At 69.3% G+C, this 18,904-nt stretch carries 15 protein-coding genes; 11 read left to right on the top strand and 4 right to left on the bottom strand.

Annotated elements, in window-relative coordinates; all coding sequences use genetic code 11:
* The first annotated feature begins 457 nt into the window (after positions 1 to 457).
* Entirely contained in the window at positions 458 to 3,541 is a 3,084-nt protein-coding gene (locus tag ON36_RS28145; protein ID WP_157225030.1) for an MMPL family transporter, read from the top strand.
* Between the two features lie 69 nt (positions 3,542 to 3,610).
* Here ON36_RS28145 and ON36_RS28140 read toward each other — a convergent pair whose 3' ends face one another.
* The 3 genes from ON36_RS28140 to ON36_RS28130 all read right to left on the bottom strand — a co-directional run bounded on the left by ON36_RS28140 (position 3,611) and on the right by ON36_RS28130 (position 7,363).
* Positions 3,611 to 4,474, bottom strand: a complete 864-nt coding sequence (locus ON36_RS28140) for a L,D-transpeptidase (protein ID WP_083885483.1) — start codon at positions 4,472 to 4,474, stop codon at positions 3,611 to 3,613.
* A 311-nt stretch (positions 4,475 to 4,785) separates the two neighbouring features.
* On the bottom strand, positions 4,786 to 6,120 hold the full coding sequence (locus ON36_RS28135) for a cytochrome P450 (protein WP_052314419.1): 1,335 nt from the start codon (positions 6,118 to 6,120) through the stop codon (positions 4,786 to 4,788).
* Between the two features lie 43 nt (positions 6,121 to 6,163).
* The gene (locus tag ON36_RS28130; RefSeq protein ID WP_052314432.1) at positions 6,164 to 7,363 is read right to left on the bottom strand and encodes a serine hydrolase domain-containing protein; all 1,200 of its coding nucleotides are present in this window, start codon (positions 7,361 to 7,363) and stop codon (positions 6,164 to 6,166) included.
* Between the two features lie 215 nt (positions 7,364 to 7,578).
* Here ON36_RS28130 and lppU point away from each other — a divergent pair, with 215 nt between their 5' ends.
* On the top strand, positions 7,579 to 8,217 hold the full coding sequence (gene lppU, locus ON36_RS28125; RefSeq protein WP_043659868.1) for an LppU family putative lipoprotein: 639 nt from the start codon (positions 7,579 to 7,581) through the stop codon (positions 8,215 to 8,217).
* Between the two features lie 9 nt (positions 8,218 to 8,226).
* Here lppU and ON36_RS28120 read toward each other — a convergent pair whose 3' ends face one another.
* A complete protein-coding gene (locus ON36_RS28120; protein ID WP_043659865.1) occupies positions 8,227 to 8,889 on the bottom strand; it encodes a chymotrypsin family serine protease in 663 nt (220 codons plus the stop codon).
* A 516-nt stretch (positions 8,890 to 9,405) separates the two neighbouring features.
* On the opposite strand from ON36_RS28120, the gene ON36_RS28115 reads away from it, so the two are divergent.
* The 9 genes from ON36_RS28115 to ON36_RS28075 all read left to right on the top strand — a co-directional run.
* On the top strand, positions 9,406 to 10,260 hold the full coding sequence (locus tag ON36_RS28115) for an MlaE family ABC transporter permease (protein ID WP_043659863.1): 855 nt from the start codon (positions 9,406 to 9,408) through the stop codon (positions 10,258 to 10,260).
* Between the two features lie 3 nt (positions 10,261 to 10,263).
* Positions 10,264 to 11,127, top strand: coding sequence for an MlaE family ABC transporter permease (locus tag ON36_RS28110; RefSeq protein WP_043659860.1), 864 nt, complete (start codon positions 10,264 to 10,266; stop codon positions 11,125 to 11,127).
* Positions 11,128 to 11,133: 6 nt separating this feature from the next.
* Positions 11,134 to 12,636, top strand: coding sequence for an MlaD family protein (locus tag ON36_RS28105; protein ID WP_043659857.1), 1,503 nt, complete (start codon positions 11,134 to 11,136; stop codon positions 12,634 to 12,636).
* On the top strand, positions 12,633 to 13,661 hold the full coding sequence (locus ON36_RS28100; protein ID WP_043659855.1) for an MCE family protein: 1,029 nt from the start codon (positions 12,633 to 12,635) through the stop codon (positions 13,659 to 13,661). Before ON36_RS28105 ends, ON36_RS28100 begins: the two co-directional genes overlap by 4 nt.
* The gene (locus ON36_RS28095; protein WP_043659969.1) at positions 13,658 to 14,653 is read left to right on the top strand and encodes an MCE family protein; all 996 of its coding nucleotides are present in this window, start codon (positions 13,658 to 13,660) and stop codon (positions 14,651 to 14,653) included. Before ON36_RS28100 ends, ON36_RS28095 begins: the two co-directional genes overlap by 4 nt.
* Positions 14,650 to 15,762: an MlaD family protein gene (locus tag ON36_RS28090; protein WP_043659853.1), complete on the top strand. Its 1,113-nt coding sequence runs from the start codon at positions 14,650 to 14,652 to the stop codon at positions 15,760 to 15,762. The genes ON36_RS28095 and ON36_RS28090 overlap by 4 nt, the downstream gene beginning before the upstream one ends.
* Positions 15,763 to 15,770: 8 nt before the next feature.
* Positions 15,771 to 16,859 carry an MCE family protein gene (locus ON36_RS28085; protein ID WP_043659850.1) on the top strand — a complete coding sequence of 363 codons (1,089 nt, stop codon included), beginning with the start codon at positions 15,771 to 15,773 and terminating at the stop codon, positions 16,857 to 16,859.
* Positions 16,859 to 18,037: an MlaD family protein gene (locus ON36_RS28080; protein ID WP_043659847.1), complete on the top strand. Its 1,179-nt coding sequence runs from the start codon at positions 16,859 to 16,861 to the stop codon at positions 18,035 to 18,037. The genes ON36_RS28085 and ON36_RS28080 overlap by 1 nt, the downstream gene beginning before the upstream one ends.
* 128 nt (positions 18,038 to 18,165) lie before the next feature.
* Positions 18,166 to 18,904, top strand: a 739-nt coding sequence (locus tag ON36_RS28075; protein ID WP_043659845.1) for a hypothetical protein, incomplete at its 3' end; no start/stop codon positions are given.

Genomic DNA, 18,904 nt, shown 5'->3' with positions numbered 1-18,904 from the left:
GGCGTACGATGCTGTTCGTATGCTGGAACATCGAATCGGCGGGCGCACGCGTGACGTCGCCGGTACCGCTCGATGTGTTCGCCACCCCGTTGTGGCCGGCGCCAGGAATGCGGGTGCCGGTCGGACGCCCCCTGGCCACAGGCTGCCTGCCGGGTCGTCGGCAGGGCCTCGATGTGCATGTGGCGGGCGCGAACCCGGCCACACACGCGGAACGCTATCACGCTCAACCGCCAGCTGTCGCATGGAGTTTCGGGGACTTCAGGTCGTGAGCCTGCGGAAAAAAAATTCGTATACCACTCGGTAACATGCATGTGTTACGCTCGCTGCTGCTGCCGTCCGGTCGGTTCGTGGTTACCGGTTGGCAATTGCTTGCGGCCCAGCACGCTTCGGCGAAGCCGCGTCGGCGCGGTGCCCGTCCCCGGCCGGCCCACCCGTGCTGCGGTGAGAGGGGAATCCGTTGCAAGGCACCGTGATCGAGCGCTTCGGCATGCTCGTCCTACGTTTCCGCCACCCGATCGTCCTGCTCTGGCTGACCGTCGCGGGGTTGTCGAATCTCCTTGTCCCCCAACTGGAGACGACGGTCTTCGCGAGTTCCACCGCCATGGTCCCGGCCGATACACCCGCCGCGCGGGTGCTGGCCGACATGGGCGAGCAGTTCGGCGAATCGCGCAGCTCCGGCGGCGCGTACCTCGTGCTCACCCGGGACGGCGAACTCACCGCCGCCGACCGCGCCTACTACGACCGCGTCGTCGCCGCGCTGTCCGCCGACCGGGCGCGGGTCGAATCGGTGATGGACCTGTGGTCGTCGCCGGTCACGGCAGGCTCGGTGCTCAGCGGCGACCGGCGGGCGGTCTACCTGCCGATCCGGCTGGTCGGGGACACCGGAACCAACCAGGCCACCGCCTCGCTCGGCGCCGTGCGCGAAACGATCGCGGAAACGCCGAGGCCACCGGGCCTTTCGGCCGACATCACCGGACCGGCGCCCACCTTCTCCGACGAACTCGACGGCATCCACCGCGCGCTGACCGTGATCACCCTCCTTACCGTGGTACTGATCACGTTGCTGCTGCTGGCCACCTATCGCTCGCTGTCGTCGACCATGGTCGCGCTGATGACCATCGGGCTCGCGCTCGGCGCGTCCCGGCCCGTCGTCTCGGTGCTCGGTCAGCACGGGCTGCCCACCTCGATCTTCTCCGTCGCGTTGCTCTCGGCCCTGATCCTCGGCGCGGGAACCGATTACGCGATCTTCCTGATCAGCCGCTACCACGAGGCCCGCCGCGAAGGGCTGGCCGCGCGCCCCGCCTACCTCGCCGCCTACCGCCGGATCACCCCGGTGGTGCTGGCCTCCGGGCTCATCGTCGTGCTGACCTGCGCGACGATGGCCGCCACCCGCATCGGGGTCTTCCGCACCATCGGCATCCCCTGCGCGGTCGGCGTCGGCGTGACCGTCCTCGCCGCGATCACCCTCGCCCCCGCCCTGCTGGCCATCGCGGCCGACTTCGGGCTGGCCGAACCCCGCGCGCGCCGCAACCCGGTGGGCTACTGGCAGCGGCTCGCCGCGGTGGTGACCGCCCACCCGGCCCGGATGCTGGCCGCGTCGCTGGCGGTGATCGCGGTCCTGATCGCGGTGCTGCCGAGCCTGGCCCTGAGCTACGACGAACGCGCCACCCAGCCCGCGGACACCCCGAGCAATCGCGGCTACGCCGCCGCGGCGGCGCACTACCCCGCCAACGAACTGCTGCCCACCTACCTGCTGGTCCGGTCCGACCGCGACCTGCGCAACTCCGCCGACTACGCCGCGCTGGAGACCCTGGCGACCGAGATCGCCCGGCTGCCCGGTGTCGCCTCGGTGCGCTCGATCACCCGTCCGCTCGGGACGCCCATCCCCGAGGCGGCCGTGGACGGCCAGCTCGGGCTGGTGAGCGACCGGCTCGCCGCCGCCGGGGACCGGCTCGCCGGCGCGCGTCCCGACCTCGCCCGCCTGTCCGACGGGGCCGGCAGACTCGACGACGGCGCGACCGCCCTGGCCGGCGGCCTCGGCGCCCTCGCGGCCGGGTCGGACCAGGCGGGGCAGGGCTCGGCCCAGCTCGTCGACGGCACCCGCACCCTGGTCGGCGGGCTGGACCGGCTGGTCGACGGCGCCGCCCAGCTCGAGACCGGCGCCCAGCGACTCCGCGCGGGCAGCGCCGAACTGGCGGCCGGGGTCGACGCGAGCCTCGCGCCCGCGCAGGGCTCCCTCGACGCCGTCGCCGCCCTGCGGGCGCTGGTCGCCGCGGAACCGAACTGCGCGGCCAGCCCGCTGTGCTCGGCCGCGCGGGCCGCTCTCGGCGCCCTCGACGCGGGCCCGCTGGGCGAGGTCGGCCGGTTGCGCGACGGCATGCGCACCCTCGCCGACGGCAACGCCCAGCTGGCCACCGGTCTCGGCGAGCTGCTCACCGGACTCCGCGCGGCGCGGCAGGGTTCGGTCGCGCTGGCCGACGGGCAGGACCGGCTGCACCAGGGGCTGGGCACGCTGGGCGCGGGCATCGGCCGGGCACGCGGCGGCGCCGACGAGCTGGCCGCGGGCACCGGGCAGCTGCGCGGCGGCGTCGGTCAGCTGAACGCCGCCTTCGACGAACTCCCCGACGGGCTCGGCCAGGCCGTCGGCCTGCTGAACGGCCTGCGGCACAACCAGACCATCTCCCCCGCCGCCGGCGGCTTCCACATCCCCGACTTCGCGCTCGCGAACCAGGATCTGACCACGGCGGCGCGGTTCTACCTCTCCCCCGACGGTCGTTCCGCCCGCCTGATGATCATCGGCACGGCCGACGCGTTCAGCACCGAGGGCATGGCGCTGGCCCGGCAGGTCACCGAGGTCGCGAACACGGCCGCGGCGCGGACCTCCCTGGCGGGCGCGGGCATCGCCGCGGGTGGGCTGGCCGCCACCTACACCGACCTGCGCGCCCTGGCCTTCGGCGACCTGGGCACCATCGTCGCCGCGGCCTCGGCCCTGATCCTGCTGGTCCTCGCCGTCACGCTGCGCAGCCTGATCGCGCCGCTGTACGTGTTCGGGACCGTGCTGCTGTCGTACCTGGCCGCGCTCGGGCTCAGCGTGCTCGTCTGGCAGCACCTGCTCGACGTGCCGCTGCACTGGGCGGTGCCCGCCATGTCGTTCATCGCGCTGACCGCGGTCGGCGCCGACTACAACCTGCTGCTCATGTCCCGGGTCCGCGACGAGCTGCTCGCCGCGCCCGGCGACGGCCTGAAGGCGGCGGTGGCCAGGGCGCTCACCCGCACCGGCGGGGTCATCACCACCGCCGGGGTGGTCTTCGCGATCACGATGTTCGCGCTCATGCTCTCCGACGTCACCAACATCGCCCAGATCGGTTTCACCATCGCGGTCGGGCTGCTGCTCGACACCCTGGTCGTGCGCACCGTGACGATCCCCTCGGCCGCGCTGCTCGCCGGAAGATGGAACTGGTGGCCCGGCGCGCTCTTCCGCGCGAAGGCGACCGAATCACCCGCCGACGCCGAACCCGAACCGGTCCCCGTCCCGACCTGACGACGACGGAGCGCGTGCGGCCGAGGCCACACGCGCTCCGTGTCGTATTCGCCGGAACCGGCCGGCGGATCAGTTCCAGTCGCCCAGACCGTCCGAGGCGCTCAGGGTGCCGCCGTTGGTGTTCACCACGATGACGGCGTCACCGCGGCGCGAGTTCTCCATGAACCAGCGCGCGTCCTCGGTGCTGACGTTCAGGCAGCCGTGGCTGGCGTTGGACACGCCCTGCTGGGCCACCGACCACGGGGCGGCGTGCACGAAGATGCCGCTGTTGGAGATGCGGGTGGCGTACTCGACCTCGAGCTTGTAGCCCTCCGGGTCGGTGACCGGGACGCCGTAGGTGGAGGAGTCCATGGTCATCTTGCGGAGCTGCTCGCCGACGATGTAGGTGCCGTTGGGCGTCTCGTGCTTGACCTTGCCCATCGAGGTCGGCATGGTCTTGACGACCTCGCCGTTCACCGTGACGGTGATGGTGTGGGTGGTGTCGTCGGCGGTCGCGATGAAGGCGTCGCCGATGCGGAAGGCGCTGGTCGTGCCACCGGCGACGACCTGCACGTCGGTGTTGGCGGGCCAGAACTCCTCGGGCCGCCAGCGGACCTGCTTGTCACCGGTCCAGTAGAAGTGGCCCGGCGCCGGGTTCGAGGAGGTGACCTTGATGGCCTTCTCCGCGGCGGCGCGGTCGGCGATCGGCTCCTTGAAGGTGATGATGATCGGCTGCGCGACGCCGACGGTCTCGCCGTCGGCGATGTTGATGTTCGGCGGCGCGAATGTGGCCTGCGGGGTGGGCTCGCTGAGCGCGCCCTGGCTCGAGCCGTTGCCCAGTCCGGGGATGATCGGCTCCGCCTGCGCGGGAGCGAGCACCGCGGCACCGGCCGCCGCGATCGCCACGGTCAACAGCAGGCCGCGGCGCACGCGACGCTTTGCCTGAACATGCATAGGTATCTCGTCCATTCCATCTCCCGCCCGGAACCGGGCGGGATCTTCGTGATTGACGTGGTGTCCACACGGGACTCCACGGGTACTGACGCCCCGACCCCTGAGGCTCATGTCTACCCGGCGGGGGCGACACAGTGCCAGCCCCGTTGCGTGGCGATAACGCGCCGATAACTGCGTGTCCTGGGTCACAGAACCGATTGCGGCCCAGCGGCTTCGGCGAAACGCCGCGCTCACGGCGGCGAGTCGGCCGCGGTGCGGGCCGCGGCGCCATTCTCCCGCGGTCACGGCGACCAAACCGGAAGTGACCTAAATCACTGCGTTCGTGTGAGCTGGATCGCCCGGTTCGGGCCGGTCGCGAGGTTGCGCGGCACCGCCCGGGGGCCGCCTCCGCGTGCGGTCGCGGGGTGCAGCGCCCACCGGGGGCCCGCCAGCAGGGTTGCCAGCACGATGCGCAGCTCGTAGTCGGCCAGGGCCGCGCCGACGCACCGGCGATGCCCGCCGCCGAAGGGCGCGTACTCGAACGGGGAGTACCGCCGGGTGGCGAACCGGTCGGGGTCGAAAACGCGCGGCTGCTCGAAGGTAGCCGGGTCGCCGTGCAGCAGGGGCACCGCGAGGCCGAGCGTGGTCCCGGCGGGTAGCGCGAGACCGCGCCACGTCCAGGGCTCCCGCAGCCTGCGCAGGACGATGGGGACCGGCGGGTGCAGCCGCAGGGTCTCCAGGCAGACGCCGTCGAGGAACGGCAGGCGCGCCCGCTCGGCCGGATCGGTCGCCGTGGCCGCCTCGGCGCGCGCCCGCTCGAGCAGTTCCGGATCGCGATGCAGGTGGTACAAGGCCCAGGCGAGGCTGGTCGCCGTCGTCTCGTGGCCCGCGACGATCAGCGTGCGCAGTTGCTCGCACAGTTCGGTGTCGGTCATCGCGGCGCCGTCGGCGTAGCGGGTGGCCAGCAGCAGGTCGAGCAGGTCGGGGCTCGCGGTGGCGGGCTCGCGACGGCGCCGGCCGACCTCGGTCAGGATCAGCCGGTCGAGCCGGCCGCGCGCGGCGACGAACCGGTCCCACGGTGCCCGCCCGGCGAAGCCGCGCCGCAGGGCGGGCGCCAGCAGCAGTGGCGGAATGAATGCGGCGAGGAAATCGGTGACGGCGGAAGAGAATTCGCGTGCCCGTGATTCCGGCAGCGGGCCGAACACGGCGGTGAGAATGACGCGCAGCGTGATGCGCCTGCCCGCGGTCAGCGCGTTCATTTGGTCGCCGGTCCAGTTTATCTCCGATTCGGTTGCCGCGCTGATCACTTCGGCGAGATCACGAATTGTGGAACCGTGCAGTTTCGGTCCGATGATTGCGCGGTCGGCCCGGTGCCGTTCCCCCGCAGTGAGAATCAACGACGCGGTTCCGACCATCGGTTCGATCGGATTCGGGCGCGGTGGTTCCACGACTGTGATAGGCGCACGGAACAATTCCCGCGCGCCGTCGCTGGTGCCGCTGAACAACACCGGAGCGAGTCCGGGGAACGACAAATAGAAGGGATCGCCCTCCCGCGCCCGCCGACGCAGATAGCGGTCGAAATCCAGTCCGGCGGCCAGCCCGTGCAGCAGCGACCAGCGCGGCAGCCGGGGCGCGGCACGGCCGGAGGTGTCGGCGTCGGCGTCCATGCCCGGTACTACGTCGCGGACCGGCCCCCGGTTCGATCCCGGTTCACTCGCGCACGGCCTTCGCCCGGCGCACCGTGCTCTGCGCGATCGCGGCCAGCTTGGCCAGGCGCGCGTCGCCCAGCGCGGTCACCGCGTTCCCCAGGCGGTTGGTGACGAAGGCGACCGACATGCCGAGCTGCGGATCGGCGTACGCGCCCGAACCGCCGATCCCGTAGTGGCCGAAAGCGGTCCGCGGCTGCTGCTTGGTCATCAGCACCGGCCGGTGATAGCCGAGGGTGAAGCGCAGCGGCAGACCCAGCACGTAGTCGCGGCTCTCGGCCTGCTGGGTGCGGCCGATGGTCTCGATCGTCTCCGGACGCAGCAGGTGCACCGGTCCCTGCGTCGGACGCTCGGCGTCCGGGCCGTACACCACCCCGCCGTTGGCCAGCGCGCCGTACATGCGGGCCAGCGCCCGCGCGGAGAACACCCCGTTCCAGCCCGGCATCACCGCGTCGTGCACGCGCGGATCGCGCACCAGCTCGTCGAAGCTCTCCGGCATGCCTGCCTCGGCGAGGCCGCGCACGGGGCGCACCCACGACAGCACCGAGGAGGCGGTGTTCCAGCGGATACCCGGCGGCGCGAGGTGCGGGAAGATCTTGGCGATCCGGTGACGCTCGGATTCCGGTACCCGGAACCAGAATTCGTCGGTCCCCAGCGGCTCGGCGATCTCGCGGCGCAGCACGTCGGCGAACGGGTCGCCGGTCACCCGCGACACGATCTCGGCGACCAGCCAGCCGAAGGTGATCGCGTGATAGCCCGAGGTGCGGATGCGGCGCGGGTCGGCGGGACTGTCGGCGAGCGCGGCGACCACCGCGTCGTAGTCGAGGATGCCCTCGCGGCCCGGGACCAGCCCGCGCACCCGGTGCAGGCCCGCCCGGTGCGAGAGCACGTCGCGGACGGTGATCTCGGCCTTGCCGTGCGCGGCGAACTCCGGCCAGTACTCCGCGACCGGCGCCTCGTAATCGATCAGGCCGCGCTCGGCGAGCCGGTGCACCACCGTCGCGGCGACGCCCTTGCCGGTCGAGAAGGTGAGGGCGACGTTCTCGCCGGTCCAGCGCTGATCCTTGCCCGACCAGCCCGCCCACACATCGACCACGGGACGTCCGTCCAGGTACACCGCCAGCGCCCCGCCGCCCCGGCTGGTCTGGCCGAACATGCCGAAGAACTGGTCGGCCAGCCGGATGAACCGGGGGTCGACGTGCATCTGCCGGGGCGCCCGCAGGCGCTGCTTGCCGGACCGGGTCTGCGGGCCGAAATCTCCCGCCGATGTTGCTGCCACCATCGGGGTCTCCTCCTGATGCGCCACCGGCCGGGAGGCCGGACAACCAGCGTAACGGTCGAAGCCGGTCGCGCCGGGCGGAACGCGGAGCGCCGGTCGAGTCGACGCGCACCGCGTTCGTCGTGTATGCATTGCGTGTTATGTCTCGTTCACTGATCCTCGGCCGGATGACGGCCGCCGCGGCCGTCGTCCTGACCGGCCTCGCCGTCGCCGGCTGCGGCGGGACCATCCAGGGCAAGGCCGAACCGGCGATCGACGTCGTCCCCGCGACCAGCGGTGCCGCGCCGACCAAGTCGGGCGCGCCGACGACCTCCGGCCGGGCCAAGCCGACCTCCGGCAAGCCGACGCCCACCACCGGCCGCGGCGGCTCGACCGACTTCCAGGCCGAAGTCGGCGACTGCGTCGACCTGGGCGGCACCACGACCAACGCCAAGATCGCCAAGGCGTCGTGCGGCAGCCGCTCGTCCAACTACAAGGTGATCGGCAAGTCCAAGAACAGCTCCGGCTGCGTGGCCGACCGCGACGCCACCTACTACGAGACCCTCAACGGCATCGAGACCGGCGCCCTCTGCCTCGACGTCGACTGGGTGGTCGGCGGCTGCATGGACGTCGGCGGCGAGGACCCCAAGCGCATCGACTGCGGCCAGGCCGCGTCCGAGGCGGTCAAGATCGTCAGCGTCGTCGAGAACGCCGACAGCGTGGATTCCTGCCCGGCCGAGGCGGATACGGGCTTCGAATACCCGAACCGCCACTTCGTGGTCTGCGCCAAGGGGATGTAGGCCCTCGGGTCAGACGACCCGATACCCCGCGCCGACGCCGCCCCGGCGGTTGATGTCGTCGATGATCGAGTTCATGTTGGTGCCGACCTCGGGGCCTGCGCAGGCCACGAGCAGGTAGGCGTTCACCATGCCGACCAGGGTGGTCCCGACGACCACCGGCGCGCCGGAGTCGCCCTCGACGACACACATCTGCGACCAGGTCTCGGTGTGCGTCTGGAAGACGTCGCCCCAGCTGATGCCGCAGGTGTTGCCGGTGGTGCGGCCCTCCTTGCAGACGATGCTCGGGAACGGCGCGGGCGCGCCGGTGCCGGTGATGGTGACGTTGCCGATCCGGTTGACCGGTGTGATCCGGCCCGGGGTGAACTCGATGACGGCGTAGTCGAGGTCGTGGTCGGCGTAGGCGAAATGCCCGATCGGGCCGTAGCCGGGGTCGGCCTCGGCGAACACGGTGGAGCCACCGTCGCCGCAGTGACCCGCGGTCAGGCCGACCAGCCTGCCCGCGCCGTCGAAACCGACGGTGGTGACGGTGCACTGGTACAGGTTGTCGATGACGATGCCCGATCCCCCGCCGACGACCGGAGGGCCCGGTTGCGCGTGCGCGGTCCCCGCCCCGGAGCTGAGCAGGGCGGCGCCGAGGACGGCGGCCAGGACAGTGGCGAGTTTGCTGAACATGTCCCTCCAGAGGTCGGAAGCCCGCACGATATCAATCGATGATGGCTATCGTGCCTGTATTCGGTCCCGGGCGTGCCCCGTACTGGTGCCGGGGAGCAAACGGACCGCGAGTTCGTCCGGTTAGCTGCTTACCAGTACCGCCCGTCACGCGTTCGGTGATAGCGGGGAACTATCGAAATCGTGACCGCGGGGCCCGCGGTTCGAGTTCTGTTCGTGATGTGCCGGGTTTTTCGGTGAGTATTCGTTTTGAATGACGGTTATTCGACTAAATCGAATCCCCGGGCCGTGGTACTGGGAAGTGTCGGAGAAAAGCGACACGGCGACTGTGATCCTGAGGCCATCGAATTACCCGCGTAGGGTCTGACGTGGCCCGCCTCATAGCCTTTCCGGACAGTGACCTCGATCTATGACACCAATCACATGTCGGTGGTGTGTTCTGCGCTACTCCGTAGTAAGGTGCATCGAGCAAAGCAAGCGTCGGGGCCTGTGGAACCGGCGTCGAGAGGGGTTGAAGTAGTGCAGTCGACGGAGAGTCCACCCACGCGTTCACGCCTCAGTGAGGCTGTCGACTGGACGAAGGACCTGTGGGAAGAGCATCCCAAGCGATCGCTCGAGACCTTCGGCCGGCAGATCACGATGGGTGTCGAGGCGATCACGGAGCTGATCGTCGCGATCTTCCGTCGGCGCTTCCCCTTCGGTGAGTTCGTCCGCCAGTGCGCCTTCATGGCCAGCGTGGCCGCGGCGCCCACCCTGCTCGTGGCCATCCCGATCGCGGTGATCGTCTCGATCCAGGTCGGCGCGGTCGCCAGCCAGGTCGGCGCCACGTCGTTCATCGGCGCCGCGAACGGCCTCGGCATCATCCAGCAGGGCGCGCCCCTGGTCACCGCGCTGATGATCGCGGGCGCCGTCGGTTCGGCCATCTGCGCCGACCTCGGCTCCCGCACCATCCGCGAGGAGATCGACGCCATGAAGGTCATGGGCGTCGACCCCCTGCGCCGCCTGGTGGCCCCCCGCCTCGGCGCCGCGATGCTCGTCAGCTTCCTGCTCTGCGGCTTCGTCGTGTTCGTCGGCTTCCTGACCGGCTACATGTTCAACATCTTCGCCCAGGGCGGCACCCCCGGCTCCTACATGAGCACCTTCGCCTCCTTCGCGGTCACCCGCGACCTCGCGGTGGCGCTGCTCAAGTCGGTCCTCTTCGGTCTGATCGCCTCGATCATCGCCTGCGACTGCGGCCTCAACGCCCGCGGCGGCCCGGGTGGCGTCGCCAACGCGGTGAACTCCGCGGTGGTCAGCTCCACCGTCATGCTCCTCGGCGTCAACGTGGCGATCACCCAGATCTACGCCGCCGTCTTCCCCCCTCAGGTGGTGTGAGCCATGTCGTCAACGTACGTACCCCCGCTGCTCCGGCCGCTCCAGCAGATCAAGAAGGCGGGCAAGGCCCCCGTCGACATGCTGGCCCGGCTCGGTCACCAGGTCTTCTTCTTCCTGCGGTCGGTCGGCTCGATCCCGCTGGCGTTCAAGCAGTACCCCAAGGAGGTCTGGCGCCTGCTGTCGGACGTCACGTGGGGAAACGGCAACATCGTCGTCGGTGGCGGCACCATCGGCGTCATCCTGATCATCAGCGCCTTCGGCGGCATGACGGTGGCCATCCAGGGCCACACCTCGCTGAACCTGCTCGGCCTCAGCCCGATCACCGGCGCGATCTCGGCCTTCGCCACCACCCGTGAACTCGGGCCGCTGCTGGCGGCGCTCGCGTTCGCCGCGCAGGCGGGCTGTCGATTCACCGCCCAGCTCGGCGCCATGCGCATCTCCGAGGAGATCGACGCGCTCGAATCGGTCGCGATCCGCCCGCTGCCCTACCTGGTCAGCACCCGGATGATGGCCGCGGTCATGGCGATCGTGCCCCTGTACGCGCTCGGCCTCGCCACCGCCTACATCGCCTGCTCGGTCACCGTGCAGCTGATCGGCGGCACCGCCTCGGGCACCTACTCGCACTACTTCTACCAATTCCTGGTGCCGACGGACGTGATCTACTCGCTGCTCAAGGCGATCGTCTTCGTCATGATCACCACGTTCATCCAGTGCTACTACGGCTTCTTCGCCTCGGGTGGTCCCGAGGGCGTTGGTGTCGCGGCGGGCCGTGCGATCAAGATGTGCATCATCCTGGTCGTGTTCGCCGACCTTCTGTTGACGTTGGCCATCTGGGGTATCAACCCCGGAATCCGGATCTCGGGGTAGGGCGCGATGATCATCGATCCCAGTGGGCGCGGGCCCACGATGAAGCAGCTGTACCTGGCGGGCACCATCGGTTTGCTGGTCTTCGCCGTCGTACTCGGCTTCCTGATGGCGCGGTACAAGGGTTACTTCGTGCCCAAGGTGAACGTGGTCGCCAACCTCTCGACCACCGGCGACGGCCTGCCCTCGCAGGCCGACGTCAAGTTCCGCGGCGTCCTCGTCGGCGCCGTCAAGGACGTCGACATCGCCGACAAAGGCGCCACCCAGAAGGTGAACATCGAGCTCAAGCCCGAGTTCGCCGACGGCATCCCGGCCAACGTCACCGCGCGCGTCGTGCCGAGCAACCTGTTCGCCGTCACCTCGGTGGAACTGGTCTTCAACGGCGCCGACGCCGCCCACCTCGAGGAGGGCTCGCAGATCCCCGAGGACCGCAGCCAGGGCACCATCGCGCTGCAGGACACCCTCACCACGGTCCGTGACATCCTCAACCAGGTCGACCCGGTCCAGCTGGGCCGCGTGCTCGGCACGCTGACCCAGGCCCTCGACGGCAGCGGACGGGTCCCCGGCTCGACCATCCAGCGCCTCGACCACTGGCTGACCACGGTCGCCGACGCCGGGCCGAACCTGGGCGGCATGCTCGACAACTTCTCCGCCTCGGCGCACGCGCTCAACCAGTCCGCGCCCGAGCTGATGAACGTCCTCGCCAGCTCCGTGGAGACCGCGAGCACCATCGCCAACAAGCGCGACGAGCTCGTCGCCCTGCTGGCGGGCGCGGGCGCGACCACCGACCGGGTCAACGACCTGTTCGCCGACAACCCCGACGTCGGCAAGGACATCACCGTCGGCATGAACGCCCTCGTCGGCTCGCTGGCGGTGGATCCGGGCGCGATCACCAAGACCTTCCAGGTCTTCGGCACCTCGCTGGCCAAGCTGAACACCACGTTCCACTGGGGCCCGCAGAAGCAGATGGTGTGGAACGCGGGTCTGACCTTCACCCCGTACAAGCCCTACACCCGCGCCGACTGCCCGCGCTACGACGAGCTGGCGGGCCCGAGCTGCTTCACCGCGCCGATCGAGGCCAGCCTGCCGCCGCTGCCGGAGAACCTGAAGCCGCGCAAGCTGGACTCCGCCGCGGGCCTGCCGCCGCTGGTCAACGTGCCGGGTCTGCCCGCCATCCCGGGCCTGACCACGCCGGGCGCGCCGCTGCAGGCGGCCTCGGGCACCGAGGTCAAGCCGTTCGCGGGCACCCCGCTCGAGGGCCTCGTGCCCACGATCACCCTCCCCGGCCTGCCCACCCTGCCCGGTGCCGCCGCCCCCGCGGCCGCGCCGGACAAGCAGGCTCCCGCGGCGGCGCCCGCACCGGCGGCCACCGGTAAGCCGGTCTCCTACCAGGGCAACGCGGCCATCGCGCAGGTCCTCGGCAGGCAGCCGACGGCCACCGAGTTCCTCCTGCTCGGTCCGATCATGAAGGGCGGAACCCTGCAAGTGTCCGAAATCGGGGGTGGCGCGTGAGCATCCGCAAGCCACTGATCGGGTTCAGTATCTTCGCGCTCGTCTCGCTGCTGGTCACCGTGCTCGTCTGGAACACCCTGGCGCGCACGGTCGACGGCGACACCCGCAAGTACACCGCGATCTTCACCGACGTCCTCGGCCTGCGGCCGGGCGACGACGTCCGCATGGCGGGCGTGCGCGTCGGCAAGGTCGAGGAGATCGAGCTCGACGGCAAGAACGACGCCAAGGTCTCGTTCATCGTCCAGAGCGACCAGACCGTGTTCGACGACACCAAAGCCCTTGTCCGGTACCAGAACCTGATCGGCCAGCGCTACATCGCGCTGACCCCGGGCAAGGCGCCGAGCCCCAAGGCACTCGACAGCGGTTCGGTCATCCCGATCGAGCGCACCGAGCCCTCGTTCGACATCTCGGCCCTGCTCAACGGTTTCCAGCCGCTGTTCCAGGCGCTGGAGCCGGCCGAGGTGAACGCCATGTCGGAGACGCTGATCCAGGCACTGCAGGGCGACGGGGTGTCGCTCTCGGCGTTCATCGTCCAGGCCGCGCAGCTGGCGACGGACTTCCAGCGCCGGGACGCGATCCTGTCCGACGTGATCACCAACCTGTCCGGGGTGATGTCCGGGTTGGCCAAGCGAGGGGATGAATTGGAGACCCTGATTACCCAGACCAGGGCGCTCATCGGCGGCCTGTACGACCAGGGCCAGTCCCTGCAGGCCTCCACCGAGACGCTGGCCGATGCCACGACCTCCCTGGTCGGCATGGTCAACCAGATCCAGCCGAAGCTGGCGGCGGCGCAGAACTCGACCACCGCGGCGCTGACGCTGCTGATCGCCAACGGTCCCAAGCTGGACCAGGTCGCGATCGACATGCCCTCGATGCTGGCCGACCTCGGTCGCTTCACCTCCGAGGGCACCCACGCCAACGCCTACCTGTGTGGCCTCGATGTCTCGCTCTACGGGGTCCTGTTCCCGCGCGGCATTTTCAGCCAGATCGGTGGCAACTCGCATTCGGCGGTGTGCAGGCCATGAAGAAGCTGAAGACGACTTTCCTGGGTAACCGCAATTTCTGGCTCGGCGTCATCGGGTCGCTGGTCATCGTGATGCTGCTGGTCGGCTCGAGCGTGTACAAGCTGCTCGGGTTCGGGCAGCAGACGGTCGAGGCCGAGTTCGTGCAGGCCGCGGGCATCAAGGTCGGCGACAAGGTCGCCGTGTCCGGCGTCCAGGTCGGCACGGTGGCCGGCGCCGAGATCGAGGGCGATCACGTGGTGATCAGCCTGAACGTGAACAACTCGGTGAAGCTGGGCCCCGACGCGCACGCCGCGATCAAGATGGCCACGCTGCTGGGCGCCCGCTACGTCGACCTGAACCCGGGCGACGGCTCGGGCCTGAAGGGCGACCGGATCCCGCGCAACAACACCGACGTGCCGTACAACATCGCCGATGTGGTGCAGGTCGGTACGCCGAAGTTCGAGCAGCTCGACACCAAGAAGCTGGCCGCCTCGCTCAACACCATCAACAGCCAGCTCGGCGACTCGCCGCAGCTCGTCGCCCAGGCGCTCGACAGCGTCGGCGCGGTGGCCAAGGTCGTCGACCAGCGCCGCGGCGAGGTCGACCAGTTGCTCAAGGACCTCAACCGGGTCACCCAGGTGCTCGCCGACAACCGCAACAGCGTGCTGCTGGTCATCACCCAGGGCGAGGCCATCGCGAGCAAGGTGATGCAGCGCCAGGACCTGCTGCGCCAGCTGCTGGACAACATCTCCACGCTGACCCGTCAGCTGGAGCAGATCGGCGCCGAGAACGGCAACCAGTTCGGCGACACCATCAACCAGCTCGACACGATGGCGGCCGGCCTGCAGAAGAACAAGGACAACCTGGACCGGCTGCTGTCGATCGGCGCGCCGACCGCGCGGTACTTCAACAACGTGCTCGCCGACGGTCCCTACGGCGAGGTGGCGCTGCCGTGGCTGTTCCCCGACAACTGGCTGTGCTTCGTTCAGGTCATCGAGGGGTGCCAGGGATGAAACTGACCAATCCGCTTCGCAGCGCGCGGTTCGTCGCGCGATCGATGATGATCGGCGCGACCGCGCTGGCGCTCGGCAGCTGCTCGCTCATGCCGAGCAGCTTCGACGACGCGCTCAATCGGTCGACGAAGATCACCGCCGACTTCGACAACATCGCGGGCATGTACGAGGGCAACGAGATCATGGTCCTCGGCCTCGCCGTGGGTAAGGTCGACAAGATCGTGCCGAAGGGCACCTTCGTCGAGGTCCACATGACGGTGAAGCCCGGGGTGAAGATCCCCAAGGACGCGATCGCCGCGATCGTCTCCCCCTCGATCGTGACCGACCGCCACATCGAGATCACTCCGCCCTACACCGGCGGCGACGCCCTCGAATCCGGCGATCACCTGCCCAAGGCGCGCACCCGCACGCCGGTCGAGCTGGACACGATGATCAAGACCATCGACCAGTTCGCCGCGGCGCTGAAGCCGGAGCCGGGCCAGGACGGGCTCGGCCCGCTCTCGGGCCGGGTGCTCTATCCCGTGCTCAACGGCAACGGCCAGAAGATCCGCGAGACCCTCGACGCGCTCTCGGGCGCGCTGAAGGTCGGCGTGGACAACAAGGACGCGATCTCCAACATCATCATCAAGCTCAACGAGCTGACCACGATGCTGGCCGAGAACGATCAGTCCGTGCGCGATTTCAGCAACCGGATGACCGCGCTGTCGGGCCTGCTCGCCGAGCAGTCGCCGGGCCTGCAGGCCACCCTGGACCAGCTCAACCAGTTCCTGGTGAACACGAGCACCACGTTCTCCGGGCACCAGGAGGAGCTGGCCTCCTCGCTGACGGGTCTGACCAACGTCACCAAGCAGCTGCGTGACAACGCCACCCAGGTGGTCGAGATCGTCGACGTCGTGCCGCTGCTGATGCAGAACATCAACAACTCCATGGACAAGGAGCGCGGGTTCGTCCGTCTGCACGGATTGATCGGCACGGCGATGTCCGGCGAGATCGTGAGTGTGTTCTGCGAGCGGATCCAGATGAAGTCCGACGGCTGCCGGACCGGAAACATGCAGGACTTCGGCCCCGACTACGGTCTCACCGCCGCCCTGCTCGGACTGACGAAATGAACCGACGAATGAACCAGAAAGCCCGTCGCGCGCTGCTGGCCGTCGCGGCGCTCGCCACGGTGACCGCCACCACCGCAGGCTGCAGTCTCACGGTCGAGGATCTACCGCTGCCCAAGCCGGGCACCGGCGGCGAAACCTACACGCTGCACGCCGAGTTCGAGAACGCGCTGAACCTGCCCGACCAGGCCAAGGTGAAGATCGGCGGTTCGGACGTCGGCGTCGTCACCTCGATCAAGACCAAGAACTTCCAGGCCGTGGTCGACATGGACATCCGCACGGACATCGTGCTGCCGAAGGGCAGCACCGCCGAGCTGCGCCAGGCCACGCCCCTCGGTGACGTGTTCATCGCGCTCAACGAGCCGAAGAACAACCCCGGCGCGGGCAGGCTGGAGAACGGCGACACGCTGCCGCTGTCGTCCACCTCGGCCGGCGCCACCGTGGAGGAGCTGCTGATCTCGGTCTCGATGCTGTTCAACGGCGGCGGCGTCGCCAGCCTGAGCAGGCTCGGCACCGAACTGGGCTCGATCCTCAACGGCCAGGGCGGCAACCTCGCGCACCTGATCACCGAGATGACCGGCGTGGTCGGCGAACTCAACAACAACAGCGCGCGGATCGACAGCGTGCTGACCGAGTTCAACTCGCTGGCCAACACGGTCGAGAACAACAAGAACCAGCTCGGCCAGGTCGCCGACACGCTGCCGCAGGCCATCGGCGCGGTCGCGGAGAACACCAAGGCGATCGGTGACCTGCTCACCAAGGTGTCCACGGCCAGCGCGGCGCTGGGCGACTACTCCGCCACCACCGGCGATCAGCTCTCCCAGCTGCTCACCAACCTGGACAACCTGATGAACGCGCTGGCGGCCACCGGTGACAGCTTCGGCTACACCATGGAGCAGCTGCACGCCATCCGCCCGGGCGCGAACGCCACGTTCCGCGGCAAGTCGCTGGCGCCGTTCGCCACGCTGACCAATCTCGACATCGGTCTGCTCAGCGATCCGGCGCACAGCAAGTTCTTCGACCTGAACGATGTCAACGACTTCGTCGGCACCTTCATCCAGGTGCTGCAGGTCGTCCAAGGCAGGGTGGGAGGACGCTGATGTCCAAGCTGAAGAAGTTCTTCGGGAACAAGATCCTGCTGGCCAACACCGCACTCATCGTGGTGCTGCTGGTCGGCGGGACCTACCTGCTCGTCAACGTCATGCGCGTGAACCCGCTGCGCACGGAGTACGACGTGACCGTCACGCTGGACCGCTCCGGCGGCCTGCAGCCGGGCAACGACGTGACCCTGCGCGGGCACCGCATCGGCAAGGTCACCTCGATCGAGCTGATCGACCAGGGCACCGCGATCGCGGCGAAGGCCCAGATCGACAAGAGCTACAAGATCCCGGCCGACACCCAGATCTCGGTGCAGGCGCTGTCGGCGGCGGGCGAGCAGTACATCGATTTCCGCCCGAACTCCGACCAGGGCCCGTTCCTCGGCGACGGCGCGGTGATCAAGTTCAACCCCGAGCAGATCAAGACCCCGACCCCGGTCTGGGCCGTGCTCGACGACACCAGCGCGCTCATCGCGCAGGTGAACCCGCAGCAGTTCAGCACCATCCTGGCCGAGCTCGACATCGCCCTCGGCGGCGGCCCCGACCAGATGCGCAGCCTGATCAACGGGGTGAGCCTGGTGGTGGCCGGCCTGGACAACCTGCTGCCGCAGACGGTCAACCTGATCGCCAACCTGCGGGTCATCGCCGAGACGACCTCGCACGCCCAGCCCGATCTGCAGACGCTGACCCGCAACTCCGGCGCCCTGCTGACGCAGTTCAACAACGCCAACGCCGAGCTGCAGAGTGTGCTGGACAACGCGCCCGGTCAGTTCCAGACCCTCGGCGCGGTGCTCGACGCGACCACCGACCCGATCACCAGCCTGGCGTCGAACTTCGTCGCCATCACCCGGGCGGCGCAGCTGCGCCAGCCCGCGCTGCGGGCGCTGTTCCCGTCGCTGGCGATCGGCATGGAGGCGATCGGTGTCCCCGCGCACGACAACGAGTTCCACACCATCATCGACATCTGGCCGCGTCCGACGTGCTACTACGACACCGAGTACATGCGGAACGAGGAGATCCAGGACGGGCCGATCCCGAAGTGGAACTACTGCACGAACCCGCCCGACGGCCAGCAGATTCGTGGCGCGGCCAACGCGCCGCGGCCCAACGTGCCGAACAACGGCGCGACGATGCCGCCGGGTGTCGATCCCCACGAGAAGACACTTCCGCCGCTGAAGTGAGTGACCGCCCGGCCCAGCTGTCTCTCAGCTGGACCGGGCATACTCGTTCGGGACCATGTGGCCCGGCTCACGGGTGAACGAAGATGATCGGTGCGATTCGTGTGCCGGGAAAGAGCAGGATTGATTCGATGACCAGCGACGACGCCGGCAAGAAGGACGAGGCTGCGGCGGACAAGCCGGACCTGGCGAAGGCCGAAGCCCCCGACGAGAAGACGGCGAAGACGCCCGAGCCGAAGGCCGAGGCGGCAGCGACCGAAACGGCGAAGACCGAGGCCGCGAAGGCGGAGCCGGCGAAGACCGAGCCCGCGAAGACCGAGCCCGCGAAGACCGAGGCGGCGAAGGCCGTCCCCGCGGCCCCGAAGGGCAAGCTGCCGACCGCGTGGCTCGCGGCGGGCGCCGCGGGCGTGGTCGCGGTCGCGGCGGTGACCACCGCCGTGGTGTTCTACCTGCAGAGCAGCGACAAGGGCGAGAAGCTGGACGCGATCTCGGAGTCGACCGCGGCGGCCTGCGCCTACGGCAAGATCGTCGCCAACTACGACTACTCGAAGAACCTCGACCAGTACATCGAGTCGATGAAGGCGGGGGCGACCGGCGACTACCTCGAGCAGTTCACCACCGCCTCGGACGCGCTCAAGAGCCTGATGATCGAGCAGCAGGTCCGTTCGCGCGGCGAGGACGTGCAGTGCGGGTACATCACCGGCACCACCGAGGAGGCGAAGGCGATGGTGACCTTCGCCCAGTACCGCACCAACGTCACCGGATCGGATCAGACGCCGATCAACCTCGCGGTCGAGATGACCCTCGAGCGCCACGGTGACAAGTGGCTGGTGAGCAAGCTGGACTCGCCGCTGCTCAAGTCCGGCGGCG

Source organism: Nocardia thailandica NBRC 100428 (assembly GCF_000308795.1).
GTDB lineage: Bacteria > Actinomycetota > Actinomycetes > Mycobacteriales > Mycobacteriaceae > Nocardia > Nocardia thailandica.
The sequence above is the reverse complement of the archived record's forward strand: the minus strand, read 5'-3'. Positions and strand labels throughout refer to the sequence as shown.

Coding starts and splice junctions, on each gene's coding strand:
- ON36_RS28140 (WP_083885483.1), bottom strand. CDS start 4,474: ATGCATGTTCAGGCAAAGCGTCGCGTGCGCCGCGGCCTGCTGTTGACC.
- ON36_RS28135 (WP_052314419.1), bottom strand. CDS start 6,120: ATGGACGCCGACGCCGACACCTCCGGCCGTGCCGCGCCCCGGCTGCCG.
- ON36_RS28130 (WP_052314432.1), bottom strand. CDS start 7,363: ATGCACGTCGACCCCCGGTTCATCCGGCTGGCCGACCAGTTCTTCGGC.
- lppU (WP_043659868.1), top strand. CDS start 7,579: ATGTCTCGTTCACTGATCCTCGGCCGGATGACGGCCGCCGCGGCCGTC.
- ON36_RS28120 (WP_043659865.1), bottom strand. CDS start 8,889: ATGTTCAGCAAACTCGCCACTGTCCTGGCCGCCGTCCTCGGCGCCGCC.
- ON36_RS28110 (WP_043659860.1), top strand. CDS start 10,264: ATGTCGTCAACGTACGTACCCCCGCTGCTCCGGCCGCTCCAGCAGATC.
- ON36_RS28105 (WP_043659857.1), top strand. CDS start 11,134: ATGATCATCGATCCCAGTGGGCGCGGGCCCACGATGAAGCAGCTGTAC.
- ON36_RS28095 (WP_043659969.1), top strand. CDS start 13,658: ATGAAGAAGCTGAAGACGACTTTCCTGGGTAACCGCAATTTCTGGCTC.
- ON36_RS28090 (WP_043659853.1), top strand. CDS start 14,650: ATGAAACTGACCAATCCGCTTCGCAGCGCGCGGTTCGTCGCGCGATCG.
- ON36_RS28085 (WP_043659850.1), top strand. CDS start 15,771: ATGAACCAGAAAGCCCGTCGCGCGCTGCTGGCCGTCGCGGCGCTCGCC.
- ON36_RS28080 (WP_043659847.1), top strand. CDS start 16,859: ATGTCCAAGCTGAAGAAGTTCTTCGGGAACAAGATCCTGCTGGCCAAC.